Annotated in this window: 20 protein-coding genes, 1 tRNA gene and 1 other RNA gene; 10 read left to right on the forward strand and 12 right to left on the reverse strand. The window is 65.7% G+C overall.

Going from position 1 to position 22,373, the window contains the following annotated elements:
- Position 1 precedes the first annotated feature (1 nt).
- A complete protein-coding gene (locus tag QZZ33_RS03815) occupies positions 2–1,564 on the reverse strand; it encodes a Re/Si-specific NAD(P)(+) transhydrogenase subunit alpha (protein WP_291378347.1) in 1,563 nt (520 codons plus the stop codon).
- A 297-nt stretch (positions 1,565–1,861) separates the two neighbouring features.
- Between QZZ33_RS03815 and QZZ33_RS03820 the strand changes: the two genes are divergently transcribed.
- The 3 genes from QZZ33_RS03820 (at position 1,862) to QZZ33_RS03830 (ending at position 6,579) form a co-directional block, all read left to right on the forward strand.
- Positions 1,862–2,029, forward strand: coding sequence for a hypothetical protein (locus tag QZZ33_RS03820; protein WP_291378313.1), 168 nt, complete (start codon positions 1,862–1,864; stop codon positions 2,027–2,029).
- 291 nt (positions 2,030–2,320) lie between these two features.
- Complete coding sequence (locus QZZ33_RS03825; RefSeq protein ID WP_291378314.1) at positions 2,321–4,336, forward strand: PASTA domain-containing protein; 2,016 nt, start codon at positions 2,321–2,323, stop codon at positions 4,334–4,336.
- Positions 4,333–6,579, forward strand: a complete 2,247-nt coding sequence (locus tag QZZ33_RS03830) for an ATP-binding cassette domain-containing protein (protein ID WP_291378315.1) — start codon at positions 4,333–4,335, stop codon at positions 6,577–6,579. Before QZZ33_RS03825 ends, QZZ33_RS03830 begins: the two co-directional genes overlap by 4 nt.
- A 47-nt stretch (positions 6,580–6,626) precedes the next feature.
- On the opposite strand, the gene QZZ33_RS03835 is transcribed toward QZZ33_RS03830, so the two are convergent.
- Together QZZ33_RS03835 and rnpB are read right to left on the reverse strand one after the other, a co-directional pair.
- Positions 6,627–7,385, reverse strand: a complete 759-nt coding sequence (locus QZZ33_RS03835) for an SDR family oxidoreductase (protein WP_291378316.1) — start codon at positions 7,383–7,385, stop codon at positions 6,627–6,629.
- A gap of 93 nt (positions 7,386–7,478) precedes the next feature.
- Positions 7,479–7,847: RNase P RNA component class A (rnpB, locus tag QZZ33_RS03840), an RNA gene on the reverse strand.
- Positions 7,848–7,875: 28 nt separating this feature from the next.
- On the opposite strand from rnpB, the gene QZZ33_RS03845 reads away from it, so the two are divergent.
- Entirely contained in the window at positions 7,876–8,649 is a 774-nt protein-coding gene (locus QZZ33_RS03845; RefSeq protein ID WP_291378317.1) for a peroxide stress protein YaaA, read from the forward strand.
- On the opposite strand, the gene QZZ33_RS03850 is transcribed toward QZZ33_RS03845, so the two are convergent.
- The 8 genes from QZZ33_RS03850 to QZZ33_RS03885 all read right to left on the reverse strand — a co-directional run bounded on the left by QZZ33_RS03850 (position 8,646) and on the right by QZZ33_RS03885 (position 13,318).
- A complete protein-coding gene (locus QZZ33_RS03850; protein WP_291378318.1) occupies positions 8,646–9,149 on the reverse strand; it encodes a hypothetical protein in 504 nt (167 codons plus the stop codon). The two genes, QZZ33_RS03845 and QZZ33_RS03850, sit on opposite strands and share 4 nt — an antisense overlap.
- Positions 9,150–9,172: 23 nt before the next feature.
- Complete coding sequence (locus tag QZZ33_RS03855) at positions 9,173–9,943, reverse strand: histidine phosphatase family protein (protein WP_291378319.1); 771 nt, start codon at positions 9,941–9,943, stop codon at positions 9,173–9,175.
- Positions 9,940–10,680: a C4-type zinc ribbon domain-containing protein gene (locus QZZ33_RS03860; protein ID WP_291378320.1), complete on the reverse strand. Its 741-nt coding sequence runs from the start codon at positions 10,678–10,680 to the stop codon at positions 9,940–9,942. Before QZZ33_RS03860 ends, QZZ33_RS03855 begins: the two co-directional genes overlap by 4 nt.
- 3 nt (positions 10,681–10,683) lie before the next feature.
- Positions 10,684–11,517 (reverse strand): Nif3-like dinuclear metal center hexameric protein, encoded by an 834-nt coding sequence (locus QZZ33_RS03865; protein WP_291378321.1) that lies wholly within the window; start codon positions 11,515–11,517, stop codon positions 10,684–10,686.
- Positions 11,514–12,290: a potassium channel family protein gene (locus QZZ33_RS03870; RefSeq protein ID WP_291378322.1), complete on the reverse strand. Its 777-nt coding sequence runs from the start codon at positions 12,288–12,290 to the stop codon at positions 11,514–11,516. The genes QZZ33_RS03865 and QZZ33_RS03870 overlap by 4 nt, the downstream gene beginning before the upstream one ends.
- Positions 12,291–12,304: 14 nt before the next feature.
- Positions 12,305–12,378 (reverse strand) — tRNA-Val (locus tag QZZ33_RS03875).
- A gap of 59 nt (positions 12,379–12,437) precedes the next feature.
- Positions 12,438–12,893 (reverse strand): redoxin domain-containing protein, encoded by a 456-nt coding sequence (locus QZZ33_RS03880; protein ID WP_291378323.1) that lies wholly within the window; start codon positions 12,891–12,893, stop codon positions 12,438–12,440.
- Complete coding sequence (locus QZZ33_RS03885) at positions 12,890–13,318, reverse strand: DUF3052 family protein (protein WP_291378324.1); 429 nt, start codon at positions 13,316–13,318, stop codon at positions 12,890–12,892. Before QZZ33_RS03885 ends, QZZ33_RS03880 begins: the two co-directional genes overlap by 4 nt.
- Before the next feature lie 256 nt (positions 13,319–13,574).
- On the opposite strand from QZZ33_RS03885, the gene aceE reads away from it, so the two are divergent.
- Positions 13,575–16,289, forward strand: coding sequence for a pyruvate dehydrogenase (acetyl-transferring), homodimeric type (aceE, locus tag QZZ33_RS03890; protein WP_291378325.1), 2,715 nt, complete (start codon positions 13,575–13,577; stop codon positions 16,287–16,289).
- Between the two features lie 28 nt (positions 16,290–16,317).
- Here the strand turns inward: aceE and QZZ33_RS03895 are convergent, their stop codons facing one another.
- Positions 16,318–17,349, reverse strand: coding sequence for a hypothetical protein (locus QZZ33_RS03895; RefSeq protein ID WP_291378326.1), 1,032 nt, complete (start codon positions 17,347–17,349; stop codon positions 16,318–16,320).
- A gap of 215 nt (positions 17,350–17,564) precedes the next feature.
- Between QZZ33_RS03895 and QZZ33_RS03900 the strand changes: the two genes are divergently transcribed.
- The 5 genes from QZZ33_RS03900 to fabF all read left to right on the forward strand — a co-directional run bounded on the left by QZZ33_RS03900 (position 17,565) and on the right by fabF (position 22,337).
- Positions 17,565–18,737 (forward strand): PucR family transcriptional regulator, encoded by a 1,173-nt coding sequence (locus QZZ33_RS03900; protein ID WP_291378327.1) that lies wholly within the window; start codon positions 17,565–17,567, stop codon positions 18,735–18,737.
- A 77-nt stretch (positions 18,738–18,814) separates the two neighbouring features.
- Positions 18,815–19,726, forward strand: coding sequence for an ACP S-malonyltransferase (locus QZZ33_RS03905; protein WP_291378328.1), 912 nt, complete (start codon positions 18,815–18,817; stop codon positions 19,724–19,726).
- A complete protein-coding gene (locus QZZ33_RS03910) occupies positions 19,723–20,721 on the forward strand; it encodes a beta-ketoacyl-ACP synthase III (RefSeq protein ID WP_291378329.1) in 999 nt (332 codons plus the stop codon). The genes QZZ33_RS03905 and QZZ33_RS03910 overlap by 4 nt, the downstream gene beginning before the upstream one ends.
- Before the next feature lie 88 nt (positions 20,722–20,809).
- Positions 20,810–21,058 carry an acyl carrier protein gene (locus QZZ33_RS03915; RefSeq protein WP_291378330.1) on the forward strand — a complete coding sequence of 83 codons (249 nt, stop codon included), beginning with the start codon at positions 20,810–20,812 and terminating at the stop codon, positions 21,056–21,058.
- Between the two features lie 43 nt (positions 21,059–21,101).
- Positions 21,102–22,337: a beta-ketoacyl-ACP synthase II gene (gene fabF, locus QZZ33_RS03920; RefSeq protein WP_291378331.1), complete on the forward strand. Its 1,236-nt coding sequence runs from the start codon at positions 21,102–21,104 to the stop codon at positions 22,335–22,337.
- Positions 22,338–22,373 lie beyond the last annotated feature (36 nt).

Consider the following 22,373-nt stretch of genomic DNA (forward strand, 5'->3'; position numbering starts at 1 on the left):
ATCAGGCCTCCTTCCGGAACATGCCGAGCATTCGGTAGGACACGAGGAAGCCTCCGAAGATGTTGATGGACGCGATGGCCGCGGCCACGAATGACATCACCAGGACGGCGATGTTCGTGGAGCCGAGTTGCAGAAGGGCACCCACCAGGATGATCCCTGAGATCGCGTTGGTCTGGGCCATGAGGGGGGTGTGCAGCGAGTGCGACACTCCGGAGATCACGTAGAAGCCGACCACGACGGCCAACGCGAAGATCGTGAAGTAGGACACGAACGACAACGGCGAGAACGAGACGGCAAGCACCACGAGCACTGCGGCGACGGCAGACGTGACCATGCGTCGAGTGGCCTTCTTGGCCGCGGCCTGCGCGTCGAGGCGCGCCTTCTCGGCGGGGTCGATCGCGGGGGTCGTTGGTGCCGCAGGCGGTGCGTCGCTTCCCGCAGATACCTTCACAGGGGGCGGCGGCCAGAGCACCTCCCCCGCATGCGCGACGGTCATGCCGCGCACCACCTCGTCCTCGAGGTTGACCACCGCCTGGCCGTCCTTCTCTGGCGTCATGAGCTTCATGACGTTGACGATGTTGGTGCCGAACAATTGCGAGGTGTGCTGGGGCATGCGGCTGGTGAGGTCGGTGTAGCCCACGATGATCACGCCGTTGTCTGTGACGATGCGTTCGCCAGGGACGGTCAGTTCGCAGTTGCCTCCGCCGACAGCGGCGAGGTCGACGATGACCGAACCCGGCTTCATGCCAGCGACCATCTCCGCCGAGATGGTGCGAACCGCCTTGCCGCGCACGAGCGCAGTGGTGATCACCACGTCGGCTTTCGCGGTCTCCTCGGCGTACATCGCCGCCGTAAGCTCTTCCTGCTCCTTCGACAGCTCCTTCGCGTAGCCGTCGGCCGAGACCTCCTGTTGTGCGGCTTCCGCCTGCACAAAGGTCGCTCCCATTGATTCGATCTGCTCCCCTACCTCGGGGCGCACGTCAAATGCCCTCACCTCGGCGCCAAGGCTTGTCGCGGTGCCGAGCGCTGACAGTCCGGCAACGCCTGCGCCAATCACGAAGACCTGGGCAGGAGGCGTCTTGCCCGCAGCTGTCACCTGACCGGTGAACATGCCGCCGAAGTTCTCCGCGGCCTCGATGACGGCGCGGTAGCCCGCCACGTTCGACATGGTCGACAGCACGTCCATCGACTGTGCCCGCGAAATCCGCGGCACGGCGTCGAGCGCCATGCCGGTGACTCCGCGCTTGGCGAGGTCGGCGATGTAGTCGGGGCTCGACGGCGCGCTCATCATTGAGATGAGCACGGCGCCCTTGCGCATCTTGGCCAACTGCGCGGTGCCGGGTGGGTTCACGGCTGTGACGACGTCGGCGCCCCAGGCGGCCTTCGCGTCTCCGATAGTGGCGCCAGCGTCGGCGTAGTCTTCGTCCGAGAAAGTGGCCTGTTGCCCTGCGCCGCTCTGGACAATTACTTCATAGCCGAGGGCGACCAGCTGGCCTACCGTCTTGGGGCTTGCGGCGACCAGCCGCTCGCCCTTCTTGGTTTCCGCAGGGACACCGAGGGTCATTGGGTGCGCGGTCTTGTCGGCCTCGAGAGGCTTCGCGCTCGCTACAGACGTCATGGGTACCTCTTTGCATTTGCGGAATTGTCTCCAGCGATACCCTAACGGGCATTATCGTGCCTCCACCCCGGACGTACGCCCCACATTGGTCCTGGGTCCAAGGGACTAAGACGGCCTTCGCGGGCACGCCTCTTCTGCGGCATGATCCCAACAGCCGCGTAGGTCTCCTCGCCGTGCGCCTCGCTCAAGGGCGATCCCCCTGCTGAGAGCTCTGCCACCACCGCCACGGCTGGTCCCGCCGGCTTGCCGAGCGACTCTTCCGACACCGCCGATCCGTTCGACTTCTCGTCGGACCTTGTCGACGACACCTACGTTCAGATCGACTACACCTCCGCTGGCGAGACCGTCGTCTTTTGCGACAACCCCGAGGGGTCGTTCTCCACCCTTGACTCCGGCGGGCCCGGGAACTAGTCGGAGTACGAGGTCAACGACGCGCCAGTAGGGACCGCAACTGGCTTCTATCGCACGTGCTTTGGGAGCGCGCGGCTTGACATCTCGTCGTTCGCGGATCCGGACGCGTGCGAAGTCTCCGTGAGGGCGCTCTTGTGCTCGGTGTCCGTTCCTCTCTCACGCTGAATGGCACGCGGAACCGCGCCGCGGACGGCCTTTTTTGCGGCGCGCCACACCCGCGAAACGCGCATTGACACTGCCTCGAAGACCGCCACTAGGATGAGTGCACGCACACACCAACTGGGGGGGAAATTGTCCACCGAGACGAACGGCCACGTGGGGCCTGAAGAGGCGCCGGAGCGCTACACCCTGGTACGTCGCCTTTCCAGCGGAGGCGAGGGCGATCTGTGGGAGGCCACCGTCGTGGTCGGCGACGGCACCCTTCCGGTCGCGATCAAGGCCATCCACGCCGTGCCAGGGGTGTCTTTCGACGAGTCGTCGCGGCGCGTTGCCGATCAAGCGGAGATCCTCAAGAGCCTTGATCACCCCGGGATTGTCAAGGTTCGCGAGTACTTCGCTGGACGCGCGGTCAACGCAGACAAAGAAGTTGAGCCGTCCGAGCAGACGCTCTACGTCGTCATGAACTATGTGGCCGGCCAGGACCTCAGCTCGTGGGTGCGGGACAACCCCCAACGCGACCCGCTGACGGTGTCGCGCATGGTCAGTGGGCTCGCCGCGGCGATGGCGCACTTGCACTCGGGCACCGCGACAGGTGGCGCGCCCGTGCTCCACCGCGACATTAAGCCAGCCAATGTGATTGTGGGCACCAACGGTCAGACCACGCTCGTCGACTTCGGGCTGGCACGCCTCGCGAGTCCCGATGCGTTGACCATCGTGGGCACCCCCCAATACTTCGCTCCCGAGGTGCTGGGCGGCTTGCCACCTAGCGAAGCCTCGGACCGCTACGGCCTTGGGGCCGTCGCATACTTCCTGTACACCGGGGAGGCACCCAACCTTTCGGATCAGGCCGCCACGCGCGCCAAACTGCTCCAGGTGGACGGGGTGAGCGATCGAGAGGGCTTCGCCGACCACCTCATGGCGATGCTGTCGAGCGACCCCGCGCGCCGTCCCACCGACGTGGTGGTGTGGGCGCAGGGCCTCGCCATGGGTACCGTCTCAGGTCGCTTCGGTTACGCAGCGTCATCGGCGACCAAGAAGTCGCGGCGCGGCATGGCCATCATCATTGCCGTCGCTGCCGTGGTGATTCTCGGCGGCGGCGCAGTCTTTGCCGCAACGTCTGGCATGTTCGGTGGAGATGGAGGCACCGAACAGGTCGCCGAGGGCGAACTGATGAACCTCGTGGGCCTGACTCTTGACGAGGCGAAGGCCGAACTCGAGACGCTGTCCATCATCCCCGACGTGGTCTATGAGGCCACCGAGGGCGAAGAAGGCATCGTCTTGGCGCAAGATCCTGCCCCAGGGACCGCCAGCCCAGAGACCGTGACGCTGACGGTTTCCGGACCCGACGTTCCCGTGGAGATGCCTGACCTCGTGGGACTCACTCTTGCTGAGGCGCGCGCCGACCTCGCCGAGATCGACATCATCCCCGTGGTGGTCTACGAACCCAGCGGCGAACCCGAGGGCACGGTCTTGGCCCAAGACCCAGAGGCCGATGCGGAAGACCCCCAGACGGTGACGCTCACGGTCGCTGAGGAGCCCACCACCGTTCCGGATGTCACGCAGAGCAGTCTGAACGATGCGCTCGCAACTCTCGAGGGGCTTGGCATCACGGTAACGACCGCCGACGTGCTCAACGAGGACGTGCCTGACGGTCAAGTGGTCGCGCAATCTCCCGAAGCAGGTGAGCCCTTCGAAGAGCAAGTGCTGCTGACAGTTGCACGCCAACCCGTGATCGACTTCTTGGCGGATATGCGTCCCGTCGAGGGGAGCATCGGCTCTGGTCCAGCCAGCGTCTCAGGCGTCACCTACACCAGGTCGGTGACATACCGGTTGTACTACGACGACCCGAGCCAAGCTGGCTTTGACTTGGGAAGGGACTATCGCGAGTTCCGCACCACGTTGGGCGCGAGCGACGAATCACCGTCCGATGTCTCGATCAAGTTCGAGATCTATGGAGACGGCCGACTGCTTCACGACTCGACGCTGAGCTTCGGAGCAAGCGAAGCTGTCTCGGTCGATGTCACTGGTGTTCTCAGGCTCGAACTCAGAGCCACCAGAGTCGCAGGATCCGGACGACCCTACTCAGTCTTTGCCGACGCCCGCATTCTGGGAAGCCCTGATGAAGTGCCGGCGGAGAGCAGCGAGTGAGTGAGAGTTCCGTCTCGCCCCTCATCATCACTGTTGTTGACGCAGGGGGCTCGCGCACCTCTGTCACGGTAGCCACCGATGGCCCACACACGATCGGGCGTGAACCCGGATCGACCGCACACGTCACGGACCTGCGGGTGTCGCGGCGGCACGCCGTGGTCTACCGAGAAGACGGCCAGTGGCACCTGAGAATCGACGCCGCCGCTGGAGCCTTTGTGGACGGTGTGCCCATCGACCACCTCGCAGTCGACGAACCCACCGTGGTGCGGCTCGCGGACGCCCGCAGCGGGCCGACGCTGGAGTTGAATCCCGCCGGGACGCCGAGTTCTCGCACCGTGAGGATTGGTCGCGCTCCAGACAACGACGTGGTGGTCCAGGGCCTGGGGGTGTCCCGCAATCACGCCAAGGTAGTCGCGCTGGACAACGGCTGGGAACTGGTCGACCTCTCGACGCCCAACGGCACGTTTGTCAACGGCACACGCGTGGAATCGGCGACCTTGAAGGACGGCGATCGCGTGACCGTGGGCGGCTCAGATCACTACTTCAAGGCTGGCCGCCTCATCCCGAGCACCAGTGGCGACCGCCTCGAGGCACGCGGCGTTGGATACACGCTGCGCAGCGGCAAGACCCTGCTCAGCACGATCGACCTCGACCTCAAGCCCGGCACGCTCATGGCGGTGATCGGCCCCTCCGGCTCAGGCAAGTCGACGCTTGCCAAGGTGCTCACCGGCAGCGTCAAGCCCACCGCGGGAACCGTCACCTACGCTGGCCTCGACAGCTTCACTGATTCCGCGGCGCTCAGGCAGCGCGTCGGCTTCGTTCCCCAAGACGACATCGTGCATCGTCACCTCAGCGCGCGCGAGGCCCTGTCGTTCGCCGCCGAGCTGCGCCTCGCAGGGTCGGCAAGTACGGAAGACGGCCAATTGCGTGTGGCGCAGGTCAGTGCGGAACTCGGGCTGACCGGTCACTTGGACACCCGCGTGTCTCAACTGTCAGGCGGCCAGCGCAAGCGGGTATCGACCGCACTCGAACTCATCACGGAACCGTCTCTTCTGGTCCTCGACGAGCCCACGTCGGGCCTCGATCCCGACCTCGACGAACAGATCATGGTGGCACTTCGCACCATCGCCGATTCGGGCCGCATCGTCATTGTCATCACCCACACCCCCGCAAGCCTGCACCTGTGCGACGAGGTACTGCTTCTCGCGCCCGGCGGCCTGCCCGCGTTCAGAGGCACCGCCGCGAAGCTGCTGGCCACCTTCCAAGCATCGTCGTGGTCCACCGTGTTCAGGAAGGTCTCCGGCGACCCCGCCGCCTCTCACCAGCGCTACGTGGATGCCCACAACATCACGGGACCCGGCGAGCAACGAAGCGTGACGACACGGCGAGCAGCTGGCGCCCCTGCTGGCACGGCCGACGCCGCGGTCACCCGCAAGCAGACGCTCACGTTGGCCAGGCGACACCTGCGGCTGCTGTGGGCTGATCGCGGATACAGCGCCTTCCTGGGCCTGGTCCCCGTGGTGCTTGCCTTGCTGGCGCTGGTGGTTCCTGGCGGTCAGGGCCTGTCGCTGCCCAGCATCGGTTCGCCATCCGAGCCCTCACAGTTGTTGGTCATCCTGATCACCGGAGCGGTGTTCATGGGCGCGGCCGCGTCGAGCCGTGAGGTGGTGGGCGAGCGCGTCATCGCCGTCCGCGAACTCAGTTCCGGCCTGTCTGCGACGGCCTACACCGCGGCGAAGATGCTGGTATTCGCGGCGATCTGCGCGGTTCAGGCGGCGATTCTGGTGGTCACGTTCTCGCTGTTCTTGAGTCTTCCAGACGGCGGCATGCTGCTGGGCACGTCGCTTGGCGCTGGCCTGGAACTGACGGCAGCCATCGGCGCCACCGCGTTCGCCTCGTGCATGGTGTCCCTGTGGTTGTCGGCTGTCATCCGTTCCTCTGAACAGGTGATGCCCATCCTGGTGGTCATGGTGATGGGACAACTGGTGTTGTCTGGAGGACTATTCTCCGTGACGGACCGCGCGGGACTCGCGGCGCTCGCCGCGCTGGCGCCATCGCGGTGGGGATACGCCGCGAGTGCCATCAGCATGGACCTGCGCGACCTGGTCCCGCACGGGCCTCAGGACCCGCTGTGGACTGCGTCGGTTGGCAATTGGCTACTGGCAATGATCGTGTTGGTGATCATGGCGGCCGCGTTCGGCGCCTTGGCGCGACGACAGGTGGGGCGCCTCACCGGGCCGTAGTCCAAGAGGGTCGATGAGTCGGTATGGGAGGCCACCCCTCCATCCGATCAGACGATGGTCCAGCCGCCGTCCACCATGAGGGTCGATCCGTTAGCCATCTCACCTGCATCGCTGGCGAGGTACTGCACCGCCGCCGCAATGTCCGTGATGGTGGCGAAGCGTCCGCGGGGGATCTTGGAGAGCACTGCGTCGCGGAAGCTTGGTGTGTCGAGCCGATCTGCCGTGCCTGCCGTGTACGTGAAGGTCGGCGCCACACCGGTGACAATGACGCCTGCGCCACCCCACTCTAGGGCGAGGGTCCGTGTCACCTGGTTCAGACCACCCTTGGAGGCGCAGTAGACCACCTCGTCCTGGTTGGCGACCACCGAGATCTGCGAACTCATGTTGATGATCCGCCCGTAGCCGCGGTCAAGCATGTGGCGGGCGGCCGCCTGCGCACAGAAGAACGCTGCCCGCAGGTTGAGGTCCATCATGGTGTCCCAGTCCTCGACCGTCACGTCGATGGCGGGGATCGGCTTGCCCATGCCGGCGTTGTTAACCAAGATGTCGATCCGGCCGTGGTCTTCCGCGATCCGGTCGAAGAGTGGTCCTATCTGCGACACGTCGCGTAGATCCGCGGCGTAGGTCCGCGCCGATCGCCCGCTTGACGCCATCTCATCGCGCAGTTGCTCCACCGTGGCGTCGTGGCCGCCGACAGCCGCGACCACCGCGCCGCGGTCGACAAAGTAGTCAACTAGGCCCCTGCCGATTCCGCTGGTGGCGCCGGTGATGACCATCGTCTTGCCGCTGATATCGAAATCGCTCATGCCACTACCATGCCCGACTTTGCTCGCCGCGCTGAACCGGTAGCCCGCCGTCAAGGTAGCCGGTGCTGAAGCATGCGCGCGGCACTGCCTAGGCGGATGAGTTGGCCGATACGCCGGGTTCTGTCGCCGTGCACGGGGCACGACGGGCGGCCATCCATCTACGACGTACGTTGCCGCACGCCTCTAGCAACCTACCCGGATGCTCGGGCGAGCAGCCCTCAAACGCATCCTGTCTGGTCTTGCTCCGGGTGGGGTTTACCCTGACCGACGCTGTCACCAGCGACGCGGTGAGCTCTTACCTCACCTTTTCACCCTTACCGCCGGCCGAGGCCGGAGGCGGTTATTTTCTGTGGCACTTTCCCGCGGGTCGCCCCGGGTGGCTGTTAACCATCACCCTGCTCTACGGAGCCCGGACGTTCCTCGGTACGGGTTTCCCCGCAACGCGACCGCCTGGCCAACTCATCCGCGGCTCAAGCATAAGGTGTAGCGCGTGCTTGTGCTGCTCCCGCCGTCAGAAGGCAAGACCCCCGCGACCGAGGGCGAACCCGTCGATCTGTCCGCGCTCAGCCATCCAGCCCTCGCCGATGCGCGCCGCCGCGTGGGCGACACGCTCTCCAGAGTGAGCGGTCAGCGGAACGCCATGAGGGTGCTCGACGTGGGCCCTTCGCTCGCCGACGACGTGGCGCGCAACACGCGCCTGTGGACCGAGCCGACGGCGCGCGCTGCCAGCGTGTACTCGGGCGTGCTGTACGACGCGGCAGGCATGGCTCAGTGGGACAACGCGACGATGCACCGAGCTCACCACCGCGTCAGGATCATCTCCGCCCTGTGGGGCGCGGTCTCCCCCGCCGACCTCATCCCGGCCTACCGGCTATCGATGGCGACCACGCTCCCCCGCATCGGCGGCCTGAGCGCTTACTGGAAGAAGCACCTCGACCCGCACCTGACCGAGGTAGCCGACGGCTCCGTGGTGGTGGACTGCAGGTCGAGTTCCTATGCGGCCGCCTGGGCGCCCAGGGATGCCCCGTGGTTGGCGGTGCGCGTGCTGCGCGAACTCGACGGGCGACGCACCGTGGTGAGCCACATGGCCAAGCACACCCGCGGCCTGCTCACGGCACACCTCATGGGTTACGAGACCGCGCCTCAGTCGCCCCAAGACGTTGCCGACGCAGCGGCAAGTCTCGTCGGCGCCTCCCTTGTCGACGTGGCGCTCGAGGCGCGCAACCAAGGTCCAGACCACCTGACCGTGGTGGTCGCTGGTTAAGACCGCCCGTAGGCCTTGAGGACGATGCCGCGCTCCGCCACCACCGCGTTGACCGCCTTCGCAAACTCGACCGGACTCACCCGGTATAGCGGCAGGTTCACGAGTTCTTGAGTTGCGCCCTTGAGGGTGACCCGCGGTTCAACCAGCGACGGCACACCCATGCCCGCATGTTCAACCACGTTGATGGTGGGGCCGTCCACCCAATCGCGTGGCCGACCGAGCCACGTCTCCTGATAGGACTGTGGCCACTCAAGCGTCCCGGAAGGCGTGAGCATCAACAACACGCCCTTGTTGCGCGCGAGGTTGGCGATCGCGAGCACCGCGTGCAAGAACGCCACTGCCGAGAAGATCCACAGGACTACGGCCAGCAACGCCCAGGGCACAAACAGGGCGAGGGCCCCCCATAGCCCAGCGAGTAGCCCGCGCCCCGCGACGCGCACCACAGACGCCGACGTGGGTTCGGTCCACACGGGCACGGGGTTCTTCCAAGCATCAGACACAGCGTCCTCCTTCGCGACTCACCCTAATCGGTGGGCGCGCCCACGGACATGAGGTGCCTTTCCACGATCTCTCCTGTGGTGGAAACCCTGAGTTGCAGCATGGTGACCGATGCGGGAACGGGCCAGATAGCGCCCCACCGGTTCACTGGCATCCCCATGGACGCACCCACCGCGCACTTGATGGCGACCGCGTGTGACACGGCCACCCAGGTGCGCGGCTCGTCCTTCTGTGCAGTGGCCGCGCGGGCGTGTTCCCGCGCGAGGTCGACGAGCAGGCTGTCCATCCGCTCCCCCACGTCGCCGAACGACTCCCCGCCCTCCGCCGGAATCTCGCCGAATCGCCACCGATGCATGATGTGAGCGTCGTCTGCAGAAATCTCCTCCGCGGTGCGGCCCTCCCACGACCCAAAGTGAATCTCCCGCAAACGATCCTCCGTCTCCGGGTGCACGCCGAGGCGCCGTCCGATGGCTGCGGCCGTTTCTTGAGTGCGCACCAAGGGCGACGCGATGACACGGGTGGCGGTGGCCACCGAGGGCCAGTCGCGGCGGCCGATGGCGTGGACGGCGTCGGCTGCCTTGGCGGCCTGGACCCGGCCAGCGGCGTTCAACGCAGGCCCCGGTACGCCAGAGCCCGACAATTGGCGGGTGACCGTCATATCGGTCACACCGTGGCGCACCAACACGACGCTCAAGGGACTGAGCAGATCGACGCCACTGACGCGAAAGAGTGGTGAGGAATCGCCAGGCAGGGCGATCGGAGTGTCGTTAGCCCTGGTTTCGACGGGGTCGGTCACGATTCGGCCCCGCGCACCAGGATCCTTCCGCACTCTTCGCAGCGCACGATAGCGTCCGCTGGCGCGGCCTCAATGTGCGCCAAGTCCGCGGGGTTGAGGCTCATGTGGCATCCCTGGCAGGCGCCGTGCTTGAGCGCTGCCGCTCCGGTGCCGCCTTGCGCGGCCCTCAGCTTCTCGTACAACGCCATCAGGCCCTCGTCGATCCCCTCCGCGGCATTGGCGCGACCCGCAGTAAGAGACACGATCTCGGCCTCAATGGTGGCCGCCTCGTCGTCGAGCTTTGCCTGCACCTCGGCGACCTTGGCGCCCACCGCCTCGATCTCGGCGGCGACGCGCGCGGCCTCAGCCTCGGCATCCTCGAGCCGCTGCATCGCGTCGAGCTCGATCTCTTCCAGGTCGCCCTGGCGCTTGGCCAGCACTTCCAGTTCGCTCTGCAGCGCCTGGAGTTCTTTGGGCGCCAGCCCGGCCCCGGAGAGCAGCCGCTGGTTGTCCCTGTCGGCCCTGGCCCGCACGGTGACGACGTCGTCTTCTGCCTTCGTCACCTCGCGGCGCAGATCGGTGACCGCCGTCGCGGCCTCCACTCGGCTCTCTTCCAAGGCGGCAAGTTGAGCGGTGATCTCGCTCAGCTCTTGGCGCGCAGGGAGGCTCGCGAACCGGTGGTGAGCCTGCGCCACCTTGGTGTCGAGGTCCTGCACGGTCAGCAGCCTGAGCTGGTCAGCCACGGGGGCCTGAGGCACTATTCACTCCTTGAAAGATGGTGACGGCTCGCGGCCGGTCCAGGGGTCGGTGTTCAGCGTACTCACCGAAGTGGTGACGGAAAACGCGTCGGCCACCTCGGTGGCGGCCGCGCGCAGCCACAGCGACTCGGAGGCCGCGTGGGAAACACTCACCAAGTAGGGCTTGCCGTCGCCGATGAGCGCGGCCTCGCGCGCCTCAGATGCCGGGTGGTGACGCAAGTCCGCCGTGACGTAGGCGTCGACGCCTGCCGCCGCGGCGTCGGCGAGGAACGCGTCACCAGAACCGCCGACCACCGCCACCTTCGTGACGATGCCGTCAGGATCCCCCGCGAACAGCACGCCGCCCGCGGTCGGCGGGAGTGCGGCCGCGACTGCGGCGGCGAACGTCCGTAGGGACGTGGGTTTGATGGTGCCCACGCGCCCCGATCCCACGGGAGATGGCTGCCCGGTGGTGGGTACCAAAGGGCCGTCGATGCGTACGCCGACTGCGGTCGCAAGAGCGTCCGCGACCCCTTCGGCAGCGGCGTCGGCGTTCGTGTGGGAGGCCAACTGAGCGCAACCACCCTCGACAAGGGCATGCACGGCAGCTCCCTTGACCGTATTCGCGGCGACGGAGGTGACGCCGCGCAAGAGCAAGGGGTGGTGGGTGATGAGGAGGTCTGCCCGTGTGGCTATCGCTTCACGGATCACCTCGAGCGTGGGGTCCACCGCAAAGTGCACGTGCCGCACCTGACTCGCAGGATTGCCGACGGCCAGGCCGGGCGCATCCCACTGCTCAGCAAGCTCCGGCGGGAAGCGACGCTCGACCCAGCCCACGATGTCGGCGACGGTGGTCATGGGTTCTCCTTCGACTCGTGCGGGGCCAGGAGCCTGTCGATCTTGGCCTCCAGCACGTCGATCTTGTCGTGCAGCCGCCCGATTTCCTGTTCGTTCTTGGCGATCGAGGCTTCTTCCCGCTCTTCAGACTCCGCAGTGGTGAGACGCACAAACCATGCGGCAACGGTGGCAGTCACCACACCGATGAGCGAAATCCCCAGCACCATGAGTGCTCCCGACACGATGCGGCCCGTCACCGTCACCGGGTAGAAGTCGCCGTAGCCGACGGTGGTCGTGGTGACGATCGCCCACCACACCGCATCGCCGAAGCTGGCAATATTCGCCCCCGGCACGCCACGCTCCGCGCCAAGGATCGCCACCGCCGCGATCCAAATCAGCAGCGTTGCGGACAGCACGACGGCGCGCGTGGCGTTGACCGCCCCCCGGCCCTTGAGCAAGCTGGATCCGTTGGTGAAGACGGCGAGAATCTTGAGGGGGCGTAGCGGCGGGTAGAGCACGGCAAGGATGTCGAGCGGGTGTGCGAGAACGAATCGCCACGAGCTGTGGGCGAGCGTGATGCGGATCACGATGTCCACCACGAACGCGATCCAGATCAGCACATTGAGCGTGCCGATCAGTACTGGTACAGGGCGCGGCAGGTCTACAGCGACCGTGCCGAGCGTCCACACCACCAGGAAGACGAATCCCAAGGCAAGCAGGATGCCGTCGGTACGCCTCGCGTAGGCGTCGTACTTGCTACCGCTCAGTAACTCGCGGACCTGCCCCAACGCCATCGTGACTCCCTCCGTGGGCCCTACCGGACTCGAACCGATGACACCTGCGGTGTAAACGCAGTGCTCTAACCAACTGAGCTAAGGGCCCGTGACCCATTGTTCCCTATCGACACAGGGTTCACGGATCACGCCAGGGGTGTGGGTCGCCTAGACGAGTCCCAGCACCTTGCGGTACTCCTCGAGGTCGCGAGCGTCTCCCGAGGGACTCACGAGCGCCCAGTCAATGAGCCCGTCGGCGTTGACGTGGAAGGTGCCCCTCTTGGAGCGTCCCAGTTCCTCGTCAAACACGCCGTACTCGCGGCTCACGGCGCCATGCGGCCAGAAGTCGCTCAGCAGGGTGCCAGGGAACTTGTTCTGGTGTGCCCACTCTTGGTTGACGAACTTCGAGTCGCAGTTCACTACCAACACATGGGCGTCAGAAGCCACGAGGTCTTCCGCGTCACGCAACTGCTCAAGTTCATACGTACACACGGGCGAGAACGCCCACGGTACGAACACGAGCAACACATCGCTGCCGCGCAGAGCCGACAGCGACACATTGATTCCGTCTTGGTCGCTGAGCGTGAACTCTGGAGCGGCGTGACCCACAAGGGGGTGGGTCACTTGGAGCGGCCCTTGTCTCCGAGTTGGGTTGCGGTCCACGAATCGTCGACAACGAACGTCGACGTTGCGTGGAGTCCGGCAAGAGATGAGGCCTCCTCGACATCCCGAGGCAGCACGTGCCCCGGCCGCCCCGCTTTGGGGGTGAGAAGCACCACCTGCGCACTGCCATCGAGCAAGGACTGCACGTCCATCAGCAGGTCAGCCAGATCGTCGTCGCCGTCGCGGAACCACACGATCGCCGCGTCGGTGACATCACCGTAGTCTTCGTCCACCAGGTCTTCACCTGTAACGGACATGATCGCTCTGCGAAGCGCGTCGCACACATCGGTGTCGTGACCGAATTCCTGTACAACCATTTCCCGGGTCAAACCCAGGCGAGACACCAGTGCGGTGTCGAGCGCTTCCGAGCCCTCTGTCGTGGCCACGGCCCGCCTGCTCCTTTCGTTCGAGAGCGCAGCGATCTGCGCTCGTTTGGACCACAGTACGGGTCCGGGTGCGCACGTCGCAACGGCGCTGGCGTACACCGCCCGCTTGTCGGGGGTCGGGTGAGTGAAGCGAACCCAGGGTGCTGGCGTGACATTAGACCGGGATACGGCAAGAATGATCTGGTAAGCGGCACCCCCGCAACCCACCGACACGTGACTTGAGCGCGACACCAAGCGCCGAAACGGAAGGTCCCCTGTGGCACAGCACGGCGCGATCGACAAAGATCCAGAAGAGACGAACGAGTGGCTTGAGTCTCTCGACGGAATGATCGAAGGCGGTGGCGCCACGCGCGCCGAGTACGTCATCGATCGGATGGTCGAACATGCCGCGTCGAAGCAACTCATGGTGCCGCTGAGTCTCAACACCCCGTACGTCAACACCATTCATGCCGACAACGAGCCGGACTTTCCTGGCGACGAAGAGATCGAGCGGCGTTACCGCGGTTGGATCCGATGGAACGCGGCCGTGATGGTGACGCGCGCTCAAGCCGCAGGCAAGGGCGTCGGCGGGCACATCTCGTCGTACGCCTCGGTGGCCACGCTCTACGAAGTGGGCCTCAACCACTTCTTCAAGGGCAAGGATCACCCCAGCGGCGGTGACCACGTGTACTTCCAGGGTCACGCCGCGCCGGGCGTGTACGCACGCGGCCTGGTCGAGGGTCGATTCTCAGAGGACGACCTCGACTCCTTCCGCCAAGAAGAGTCAGCGGTCGGCCGTGGCCTGTCGTCATATCCGCATCCGCGCCTCATGCCCGACCTGTGGGAGTTCCCCACCGTGTCGATGGGGCTTGGGCCCGCATCGGCCATCTACCAGGCATGGACCGATCGCTACCTGCAACTGCGTGGCATCAAGGACACCTCTGAGCAGCACACGTGGGCGTTCCTTGGCGACGGCGAGATGGACGAGCCGGAGTCTCGCGGCATGCTGCAACTCGCCGCCAATCAGAAGCTCGACAACCTCACGTTTGTGGTCAATGCGAACCTCCAGCGCCTTGACGGACCGGTGCGCGGCAACGGCAAGATCATCCAGGAACTCGAGGCGTTCTTCCGCGGAGCGGGATGGAATGTCATCAAGGTGATCTGGGGCCGCAACTGGGACCCGCTACTGGCGCGCGACACCGACGGTGCCCTGACCAACCTCATGAACACCGTCCCCGATGGCGACTTCCAGACGTTCCGCGCCGAGTCAGGCGCCTTCATTCGCGACCAGTTCTTCGGCGGCGACCCACGCGCCAAGGAACTCGTCAATGACATGACGGACGACGAGATCTGGGCGCTCAAGCGCGGCGGACACGACTACCGGAAGCTCTACGCGGCGTATTCCCGTGCTGCGCATGAGAAAAACGGCAAGCCCACCGTGATCCTCGCCAAGACGATCAAGGGCTACGGCCTCGGCACCAACTTTGCGGCACGCAACTCGACACACCAGATGAAGAAGCTCGCCGCCGCGGACCTCAAGGTGCTGCGAGACACCTTCGACATCCCGTTCACGGACGAGCAGATCGACGCGGACCCTTACAACCCGCCCTACTACCACCCTGGCTTCGACAACCCGGCCATCAAGTACATGCTCGACCGTCGCAAGGAACTGGGCGGATTGGTGCCCGAGCGCCGCGACTCCTATGAGCCGATCGAGCTTCCAGAACCTGCGGTGTACGAACTGCTCGCCAAGGGGTCAGGCAAGCAAGAGGTCGCCACCACCATGGCCTTCGTGCGCCTCTTGAAGGATTTGATCAAGGACAAGAACTTCGGTCACCGGATCGTGCCGATCATTCCAGACGAGGCCCGCACCTTTGGCCTCGACGCGATCTTCCCGTCGGCCAAGATCTTCAACACTCAGGGCCAAAACTACTTGCCGGTGGACCGCGAGTTGATGCTCAGTTACAAGGAGTCAGAGTCCGGGCAGATCATGCACACCGGGATCAACGAGGCCGGATCGGCCGCCGCGTTCCAGGCGGTCGGAACGTCCTACGCGACGCACGGCGTGCCGATGGTGCCGGTCTACATCTTCTACTCGATGTTCGGCTTCCAGCGCACAGGTGACCAGTTCTGGGCCGCAGGCGACCAGCTCACGCGCGGCTTCATCATCGGCGCGACCGCCGGCCGGACTACGCTCACCGGCGAGGGCCTGCAACACGCAGACGGGCACTCGCCTTTGCTCGCCAGCACCAACCGTGCCGTCGTCACCTATGACCCAGCGTTCGGCTACGAGATCCGTCACATCATGAAGGACGGCATCGAGCGCATGTACGGGCCGGACGACGGCCGCGACAAGAACGTCATGTATTACCTCACGGTCTATAACGAGCCGATCCAGCAGCCGGCCGAGCCGGAGGATGTGGACGTCGAGGGCATCATCAAGGGCATCTACAAGTTCGCAGACGCTCCCGCTGGCGCGGGCCCCCAGGCACAGATTCTTGCGTCGGGTGTCGCCGTGCCATGGGCCCTGGAGGCCCAGGAGCTGCTCCAGGCGCACTGGAATGTTCACGCGTCGGTGTGGTCTGTCACGTCGTGGAACGAGTTGCGGCGCGAGGCGCTCGACTGCGAGCACGAGGCATTCCTCCACCCTGACCGCGAGCCGCGCACGCCCTACCTGTCCAGCAAGCTTGCCGGTGCCGAGGGACCCTTCGTCGCCACCACCGATTTCGACCACCTGGTGCCGGACCAAGTGCGCGCGTGGATTCCTGGCGACTACGCCACGCTCGGAGCCGACGGCTTCGGCTTCTCTGACACTCGCGCGGCCGCCCGCCGCTACTTCAAGATCGACGGACCCTCGACCGCGGCGCGCGTGCTGCAACAACTGGAACGCTGCGGCGAGGTGGAGCCAGGGACCACCGCCCGTGCTGTCGAGCGCTACGAGCTGCACGATGTCACGAAGGGCACGTCTGGCAACGCGGGAGGCGACGCGTAGGCCACCGCTACCGTCGAAAAGGCTGGCCCTACCCCTTGGGCCTGTCGTCTCCCTCAGGTGCGCGATCGCCGTCGTCGCTCTCGGAGGCGTCGTCTGTGTCGGTTGCTGACGAGCTACCGGGAGTATCACTATCCGAGAGAATGTCGCCTCTGGATCGCGTCTCCGTGGTCTCGCCGTAGTTCGGGTCCTCACCCTTCGTCTGCTCGCGTGGTGCGGCGTCCCGTGGATCGGTGGGCGCCAATGGCGCGGGGCCTGGGTGGCCGGGGTCGCCCGTCACGACGGTCGTTGCGCCTCCAGCTGCGACCGCGTTGGTGATCGAACGTCGCACCACCAAGGCCATGATGAGAATAGTGATGAGCAGTACGGCAAGCGCGATCCACAGGGCAATGTTCAACGCGCCCGCGAACGCACCCGCGCCCTCCACCCTGACGTAGGCGCTCATGTCGCAGCCGCCCTCCGCCGCGTCGAGGCTGCCGTACACGTGGTAGGTCCCAGCGAGCGTGATGCCGGTGCTTCCCTCGATGTCTTCGAGGTAGGCGGCGACGTCTTCGGAGCCGGCGTTCGACCGCTCCTTGTCTTCGTTAGCCGAACTGCTGCTCCAGATCTTGATGGGAAAGCCGCCCACGTCGATGCCGAGCGCGCCGTTCCAGTCGGTGAAGACGCCTTGCGACTCACCGGTCCACACGACCGTGTCGGTGCGTGTCACATCGAACGGATCGGCAAGCGACGTCTGATCGGGAGTCTTGCTGTCGAGCGATGAGGTCCCACTGGCCGAGCACCCGTCGGTGAGCGACCCGCCGGCGACGACGTCGGGAATGCCAGCAACAGCGACGCCTGCCATCAGCCCGCACAACACCATGATCACCACGAAACGCTTGCGGACCAGAGCCACGCGTTGAGTGAGGATGACCGTCACCACCAAGACGGTGAGGGCGAGAACGCCAAAGAGAATCAGCCGATCAGGCGGCGCCACTCCCAGTTGCCACAGGAGTGCGACCACGACGATTCCAAGCAGAAGTCCCAGCAGGGATCCAAGCAACGGGCGGGGCCTGGCATTCATGATGCTCCCACTTTCGCCTTGACCACAGAATAGCGAGTGCCGCCTAGATGCGCGAGAGGAAGGCCCCGGACGATCTCACTTGTGAGATCACCCAGTAGTGAACCGGCTCGGTAGGCATCGGCATCCGATTTGTGCCCCTTTAGGGCATACTTTGCCCCCCATTCTGGGGGCGCCTCGTTGTCCCTCTCGCACAAACGACCCGTATGCTGTCCCCCATGGTCGCTACCGCCGATGTGAAGCACGACACGCTTCGCAGGCTCCGGGCTGGCACAGGAAAACTCGCCACCGCCGCCCTCAAGGAACTTGACGCCGAGTATCGATGGTTCGGTGAGTTGCCAGCCCAGGAGCGCTCGTGGGTGGGCACCGTCGCGCAGGCAGGTATCACCTCCTTTGTGACGTGGTATGCCAGCCCCGGAGGGTCCTATCGCGGCGCGATCGAAGTCTTTGCGGCGGCGCCGCCCGAACTCGCCCGCTCCATCTCGCTGCAACACACGCTCAGCATCGTGCGCACCGTGGTGAAGATTGTCGAGCAGCACGCCGACGACTTTGCCGCGGCTGGCGGCGAAGCTCACCTGCGCGAAGCCATCCTGCGCTACTCGCGTGAAGTGGCCTTCAGCGCGGCCGAGGTATACGCGAGGGCCGCCGAATCGCGCGGTGCTTGGGACGCCCGGCTCGAGGCACTCGTCGTTGACGCGCTCGTGCGGGGTGAGGTGGACGACGATCTACCGTCGCGCGCCGCGGCACTTGGCTGGAAGCCGGGCCCCACCCTGGTGATGGTGGGCCGTACTGATGGCGCCCTCGGTGAGGTCCAGTCGGCCGAACTCAGGCGCGCGCTTCGCCGCGCAGCACCGGGAGCCATGGTCGGCATTCACGGCGAGGACCTCATCGTGATCTCCCGTTCGGACCAGAACCTTGAAGACCTTGCCCACAGCATGATCGAGAGTTTCGGCCCGGGGCCGGTGGTGATCGGGCCTCCCGCCGTCACCCTGGTCGAGGTGGCCAGAGCAACGCGGGCCGCGTTCGCTGGCGTGGTCGCGGCGCCCGCCTGGTCGCTCACGCCTCGACCTGTGTACGCAGACAGCCTCCTCCCTGAGCGCGTGCTCGTGGGGGACGCGAGTGCGCGCGATCGCCTCCTCACAATCGCCTATGACCCGATCCAGAGGGCTGGAGGTTCTCTACAAGAAACCGTGGCGACCTTCCTTGACTGTGGGCGTTCTCTAGAGCTGTCCGCCCGCACCATGTTTGTGCACGCCAACACCGTCCGGTATCGCCTCAAAAAGGTCTCCGAACTGACAGGTTGGGACGTGTTGTCGACGCGCGATGCCCACGTCCTCGAGATGGCCTTCGCGCTCGGTCGGCTGAGGGACGCGGGTCGCGGCCTTTTGTAGGTTCACTACAAATCTAGGCCCGCAAGTCGGTGACCGGTTGGCCACTAACAGGGGTCAACATGAGGCACGCTTGAACCATGCTCGCCATCGTGTGTCCCGGCCAGGGTGCCCAAAGCCCAGGAATGCTCACCCCTTGGCTCGAACTTGACGACGTGCGCACCGCGATCGCGGAGTACTCGGAGGCCAGCGGTCTCGATCTGGCGACGTTGGGCACCACGGCCGACGCCGACACGATCAGGGACACCGCCGTGGCTCAGCCGCTGCTCGTCGCCACCGCTCTTGCCACCTACTCCGCCCTCGGCAGCATCACACCAGGAGTGGTCGCGGGGCATTCGGTGGGCGAGTTCGCTGCGGCGGCCGTCGCTCGGGTTCTCGCTCGCAAGGATGCGGTCTCGCTCGTCCGCACTCGAGGGTTCGCGATGGCTCACGCCGCCGCCGAGGCCGGGGTCACGTCGATGGCTGCGGTACTGGGCGGCGTGGAGCACGAGGTCGCGAGCAAGCTGGCCGAGTACGGGCTCACTCCGGCGAACATGAATGGCGGCGGCCAGGTCGTGGCTGCGGGATCCTCCGACGCGATCGCCTCGCTCATGGCGGACCCGCCCGCCAAGGCCCGCGTCATCGAACTGCAAGTCGCCGGCGCCTTTCACACGCACTACATGGTGCCAGCAGTCGCCGCACTCGAAGAAGCTGCGTCGGCCTGCACCAGACGCGATCCAGACGTTCCTCTTCTGACCAACGCCGACGGCTCCGTCGTCACCTCAGGCGACGACGCCGTGGCCGGGTTGGTCGCTCAGGTGGCACGGCCGGTGCGGTGGGACCTGTGCATGGACACGATGCTGGCGATGGACGTCACTGGCATCATTGAACTCGCGCCAGGCGGAGTCCTCACAGGGCTCGCGAAGCGCTCCATGAAGGGCGTCCCCTCGGTCGCGCTGAAGACTCCGGACGACCTCACGGCCGCCCTCGAACTGGCAAGGAACACTGGATGACCGTCATTCGCACCACCACAGGTCCACGGTTCGCGCGTCTTCGCGGATTGGGCGTCTTCCGCGGCGAGTTGCTGGTGCCGAACGAGGACATCATCGGGCCGATCGACTCCTCTGACGAGTGGATTCGCAAGATGACCGGCATCGCCACGCGAGTGCGGGCTAAGCCCGACACGTCGGTGATCGACATGGCTGAGGCCGCCTCGCGCCAGGCCCTCGAGAACGCCGGAATTGATGCCGACGAGATCGATGCCGTCATCTTGTCGACCATCACCTTCCCTCACATCACGCCCGGCGGCGCGCCTGTCGTGGCTGACCGCCTCGGCATCGACGCCGCGGCCTTTGACATCTCTGCGGCGTGCGCTGGCTATTGCTACGGCATCGGCCAAGCTGACTCCCTGGTGCGTTCGGGGCAAGCCCGCAACGTGCTCGTGGTGGGCGCGGAGAAGATGAGCGAGTTCATCGACCCAGCCGACCGTTCCATCTCCTATCTGCTGGGAGACGCCGCTGGTGCCGTCGTCGTGGGACCTTCCGAGACCCCAGCGATCGGACCCACGGTGTGGGGCTCGGACGGTGCAGGCGCGCACCTGGTGCGACAGACGGCCTCCTGGTTCGAGTACCGTGACAACCCCGACACGCCCTTCCCGACGCTCTACCAAGAGGGGCCCAGCGTCTACAAGTGGGCATCGTTCAAGATGGCCCCCGTCGCTCTCGAGGCCATCGAGGCCGCAGGCGTCACGCCAGCGGACATTCAGGCGTTCATCCCCCACCAGGCCAACATGCGCATCATCGACCAGATGGTCAAGCAGATCGGTTTGCCCGACCACGTGGCGATCGCGCGCGACATCGTCGACTCCGGCAACACGTCGGCCGCTTCGATCCCCCTTGCCACGGAGCGCATGCTGCGCGATGGGGAGGTCAAGTCTGGTGATCTGGCACTGCAGATCGGCTTCGGCGCAGGTCTGGTCTATGCCGCCCAGGTGGTGGTCCTCCCATAGCGTGGGCGTCTACCGCGCTACTCTCGATAGTCGTTCCTCACAAGTCCGATGCCGTCTGGCATCACCCAACACAAGGAGAAACACCCTCATGGCCCTTTCTGAGCAGGAAGTACTCGCCGGCCTGGCAGAGATCGTTGCTGAAGAGACCGGTATTGACACCGCCGACGTTCAGCTCGACAAGTCGTTTACCGACGACCTCGACATTGACTCGCTGTCGATGATGACGATTGTCACGCTCGCGGAAGAGAAGTTCGACGTCCGCATCCCCGACGAAGAGGTCAAGAACCTCGTCAGCGTCGGCGACGCAGTCAACTACATCACCACGGCACAGGCCTAAGCCACCTACCTGGCCCCACCCACGCACATCTCGGAGGAACACCATGGCAGTGGTTGTCACTGGACTCGGCTGCACGACCCCGCTCGGCGGAGACGTGCCCAGCACGTGGCAGGCAGCGCTCGAGGGTCGCTCGGGCGTGCATACGCTCCAGAACGACTGGGCTGAACTCTACGACCTGCCCGTGAACTTCGCGGGCCAGATCGCAGTGCAACCCAGCGAGGTGCTCTCGCGACCAGAGACAAAGCGCATGGACCCCTCGGCGCAATACGCGATCATCGCCACGCGAGAGGCGTGGAAGGATGCCGGCTCGCCAGAGGTGGACCCTGAGCGGCTCGGCGCGGCGGTGTCTTCCGGCATCGGTGGTGTGTGGACCCTCTTAACGGCGTGGGACACGGTGAAGGAGAAGGGCGCCTCGCGCGTCCTTCCCCTCACCGTGCCCATGCTGATGCCCAACTCCCCTGCGGCGTACGTGGAGTTGGAAATCGGCGCGAAGGCAGGGGCACACGCGCCCGTGTCCGCTTGCGCATCTGGAGCGGAGGCCATCGGCACCGCTTTCGACATGATCGAGTCTGGCCGTGCGGACATCGTGGTCGCCGGGGGCACCGAGGCCGCCATTCACCCCCTCCCGATCTCCTCCTTTGCCGCCATGCAGGCGTTGTCAAGGCGCAACGACTCCCCCGAGACCGCATCGCGCCCTTACGACACGACGCGAGACGGCTTCGTGCTTGGCGAAGGCGCAGGCATCGTCGTGCTCGAGTCCGAGGAGCACGCGAGGGCGCGCGGCGCTCGCATCCATGCCCGCCTGGTCGGTCTGGGCATGACCTCCGACGCCCACCACATCGCGGCCCCAGACCCTGAAGGCGCTGGCCAGACCAGGGCAATGAAGCTGGCGCTCCAACGCGCGGGCCTCACCCCCGCCGACGTGGCGCACGTCAACGCACACGCCACCTCGACTCCCGCCGGCGACATGGTCGAGGCGCGCGGCATCCGCAGCCTCATGGGCTCGCACGGGGACAACGTGCTGCTCAGCGCGACCAAGTCGATGACCGGTCACCTCTTGGGCGGCGCTGGCGCTGTGGAGTCCGTGTTCACCATCCTGGCGCTTAAACACCGCGTGGCGCCACCCACGATCAACGTCGACAACCCCGACCCCGGCCTTGAGGTGGACCTCGTGCGCAACACGCCACGGCCGATGGCCGCGTCTGGCAGCCTCGCGGCGATCAACAACTCGTTTGGATTCGGCGGGCACAACGTGGCGCTCGTCTTCATCAACGCTTGAGGCGCGGCGGCTCGCGACTCGGCGCAAGGCTCGCGC

It is taken from the genome of Demequina sp., from assembly GCF_016278775.1.
Taxonomy (GTDB): Bacteria; Actinomycetota; Actinomycetes; order Actinomycetales; family Demequinaceae; genus Demequina.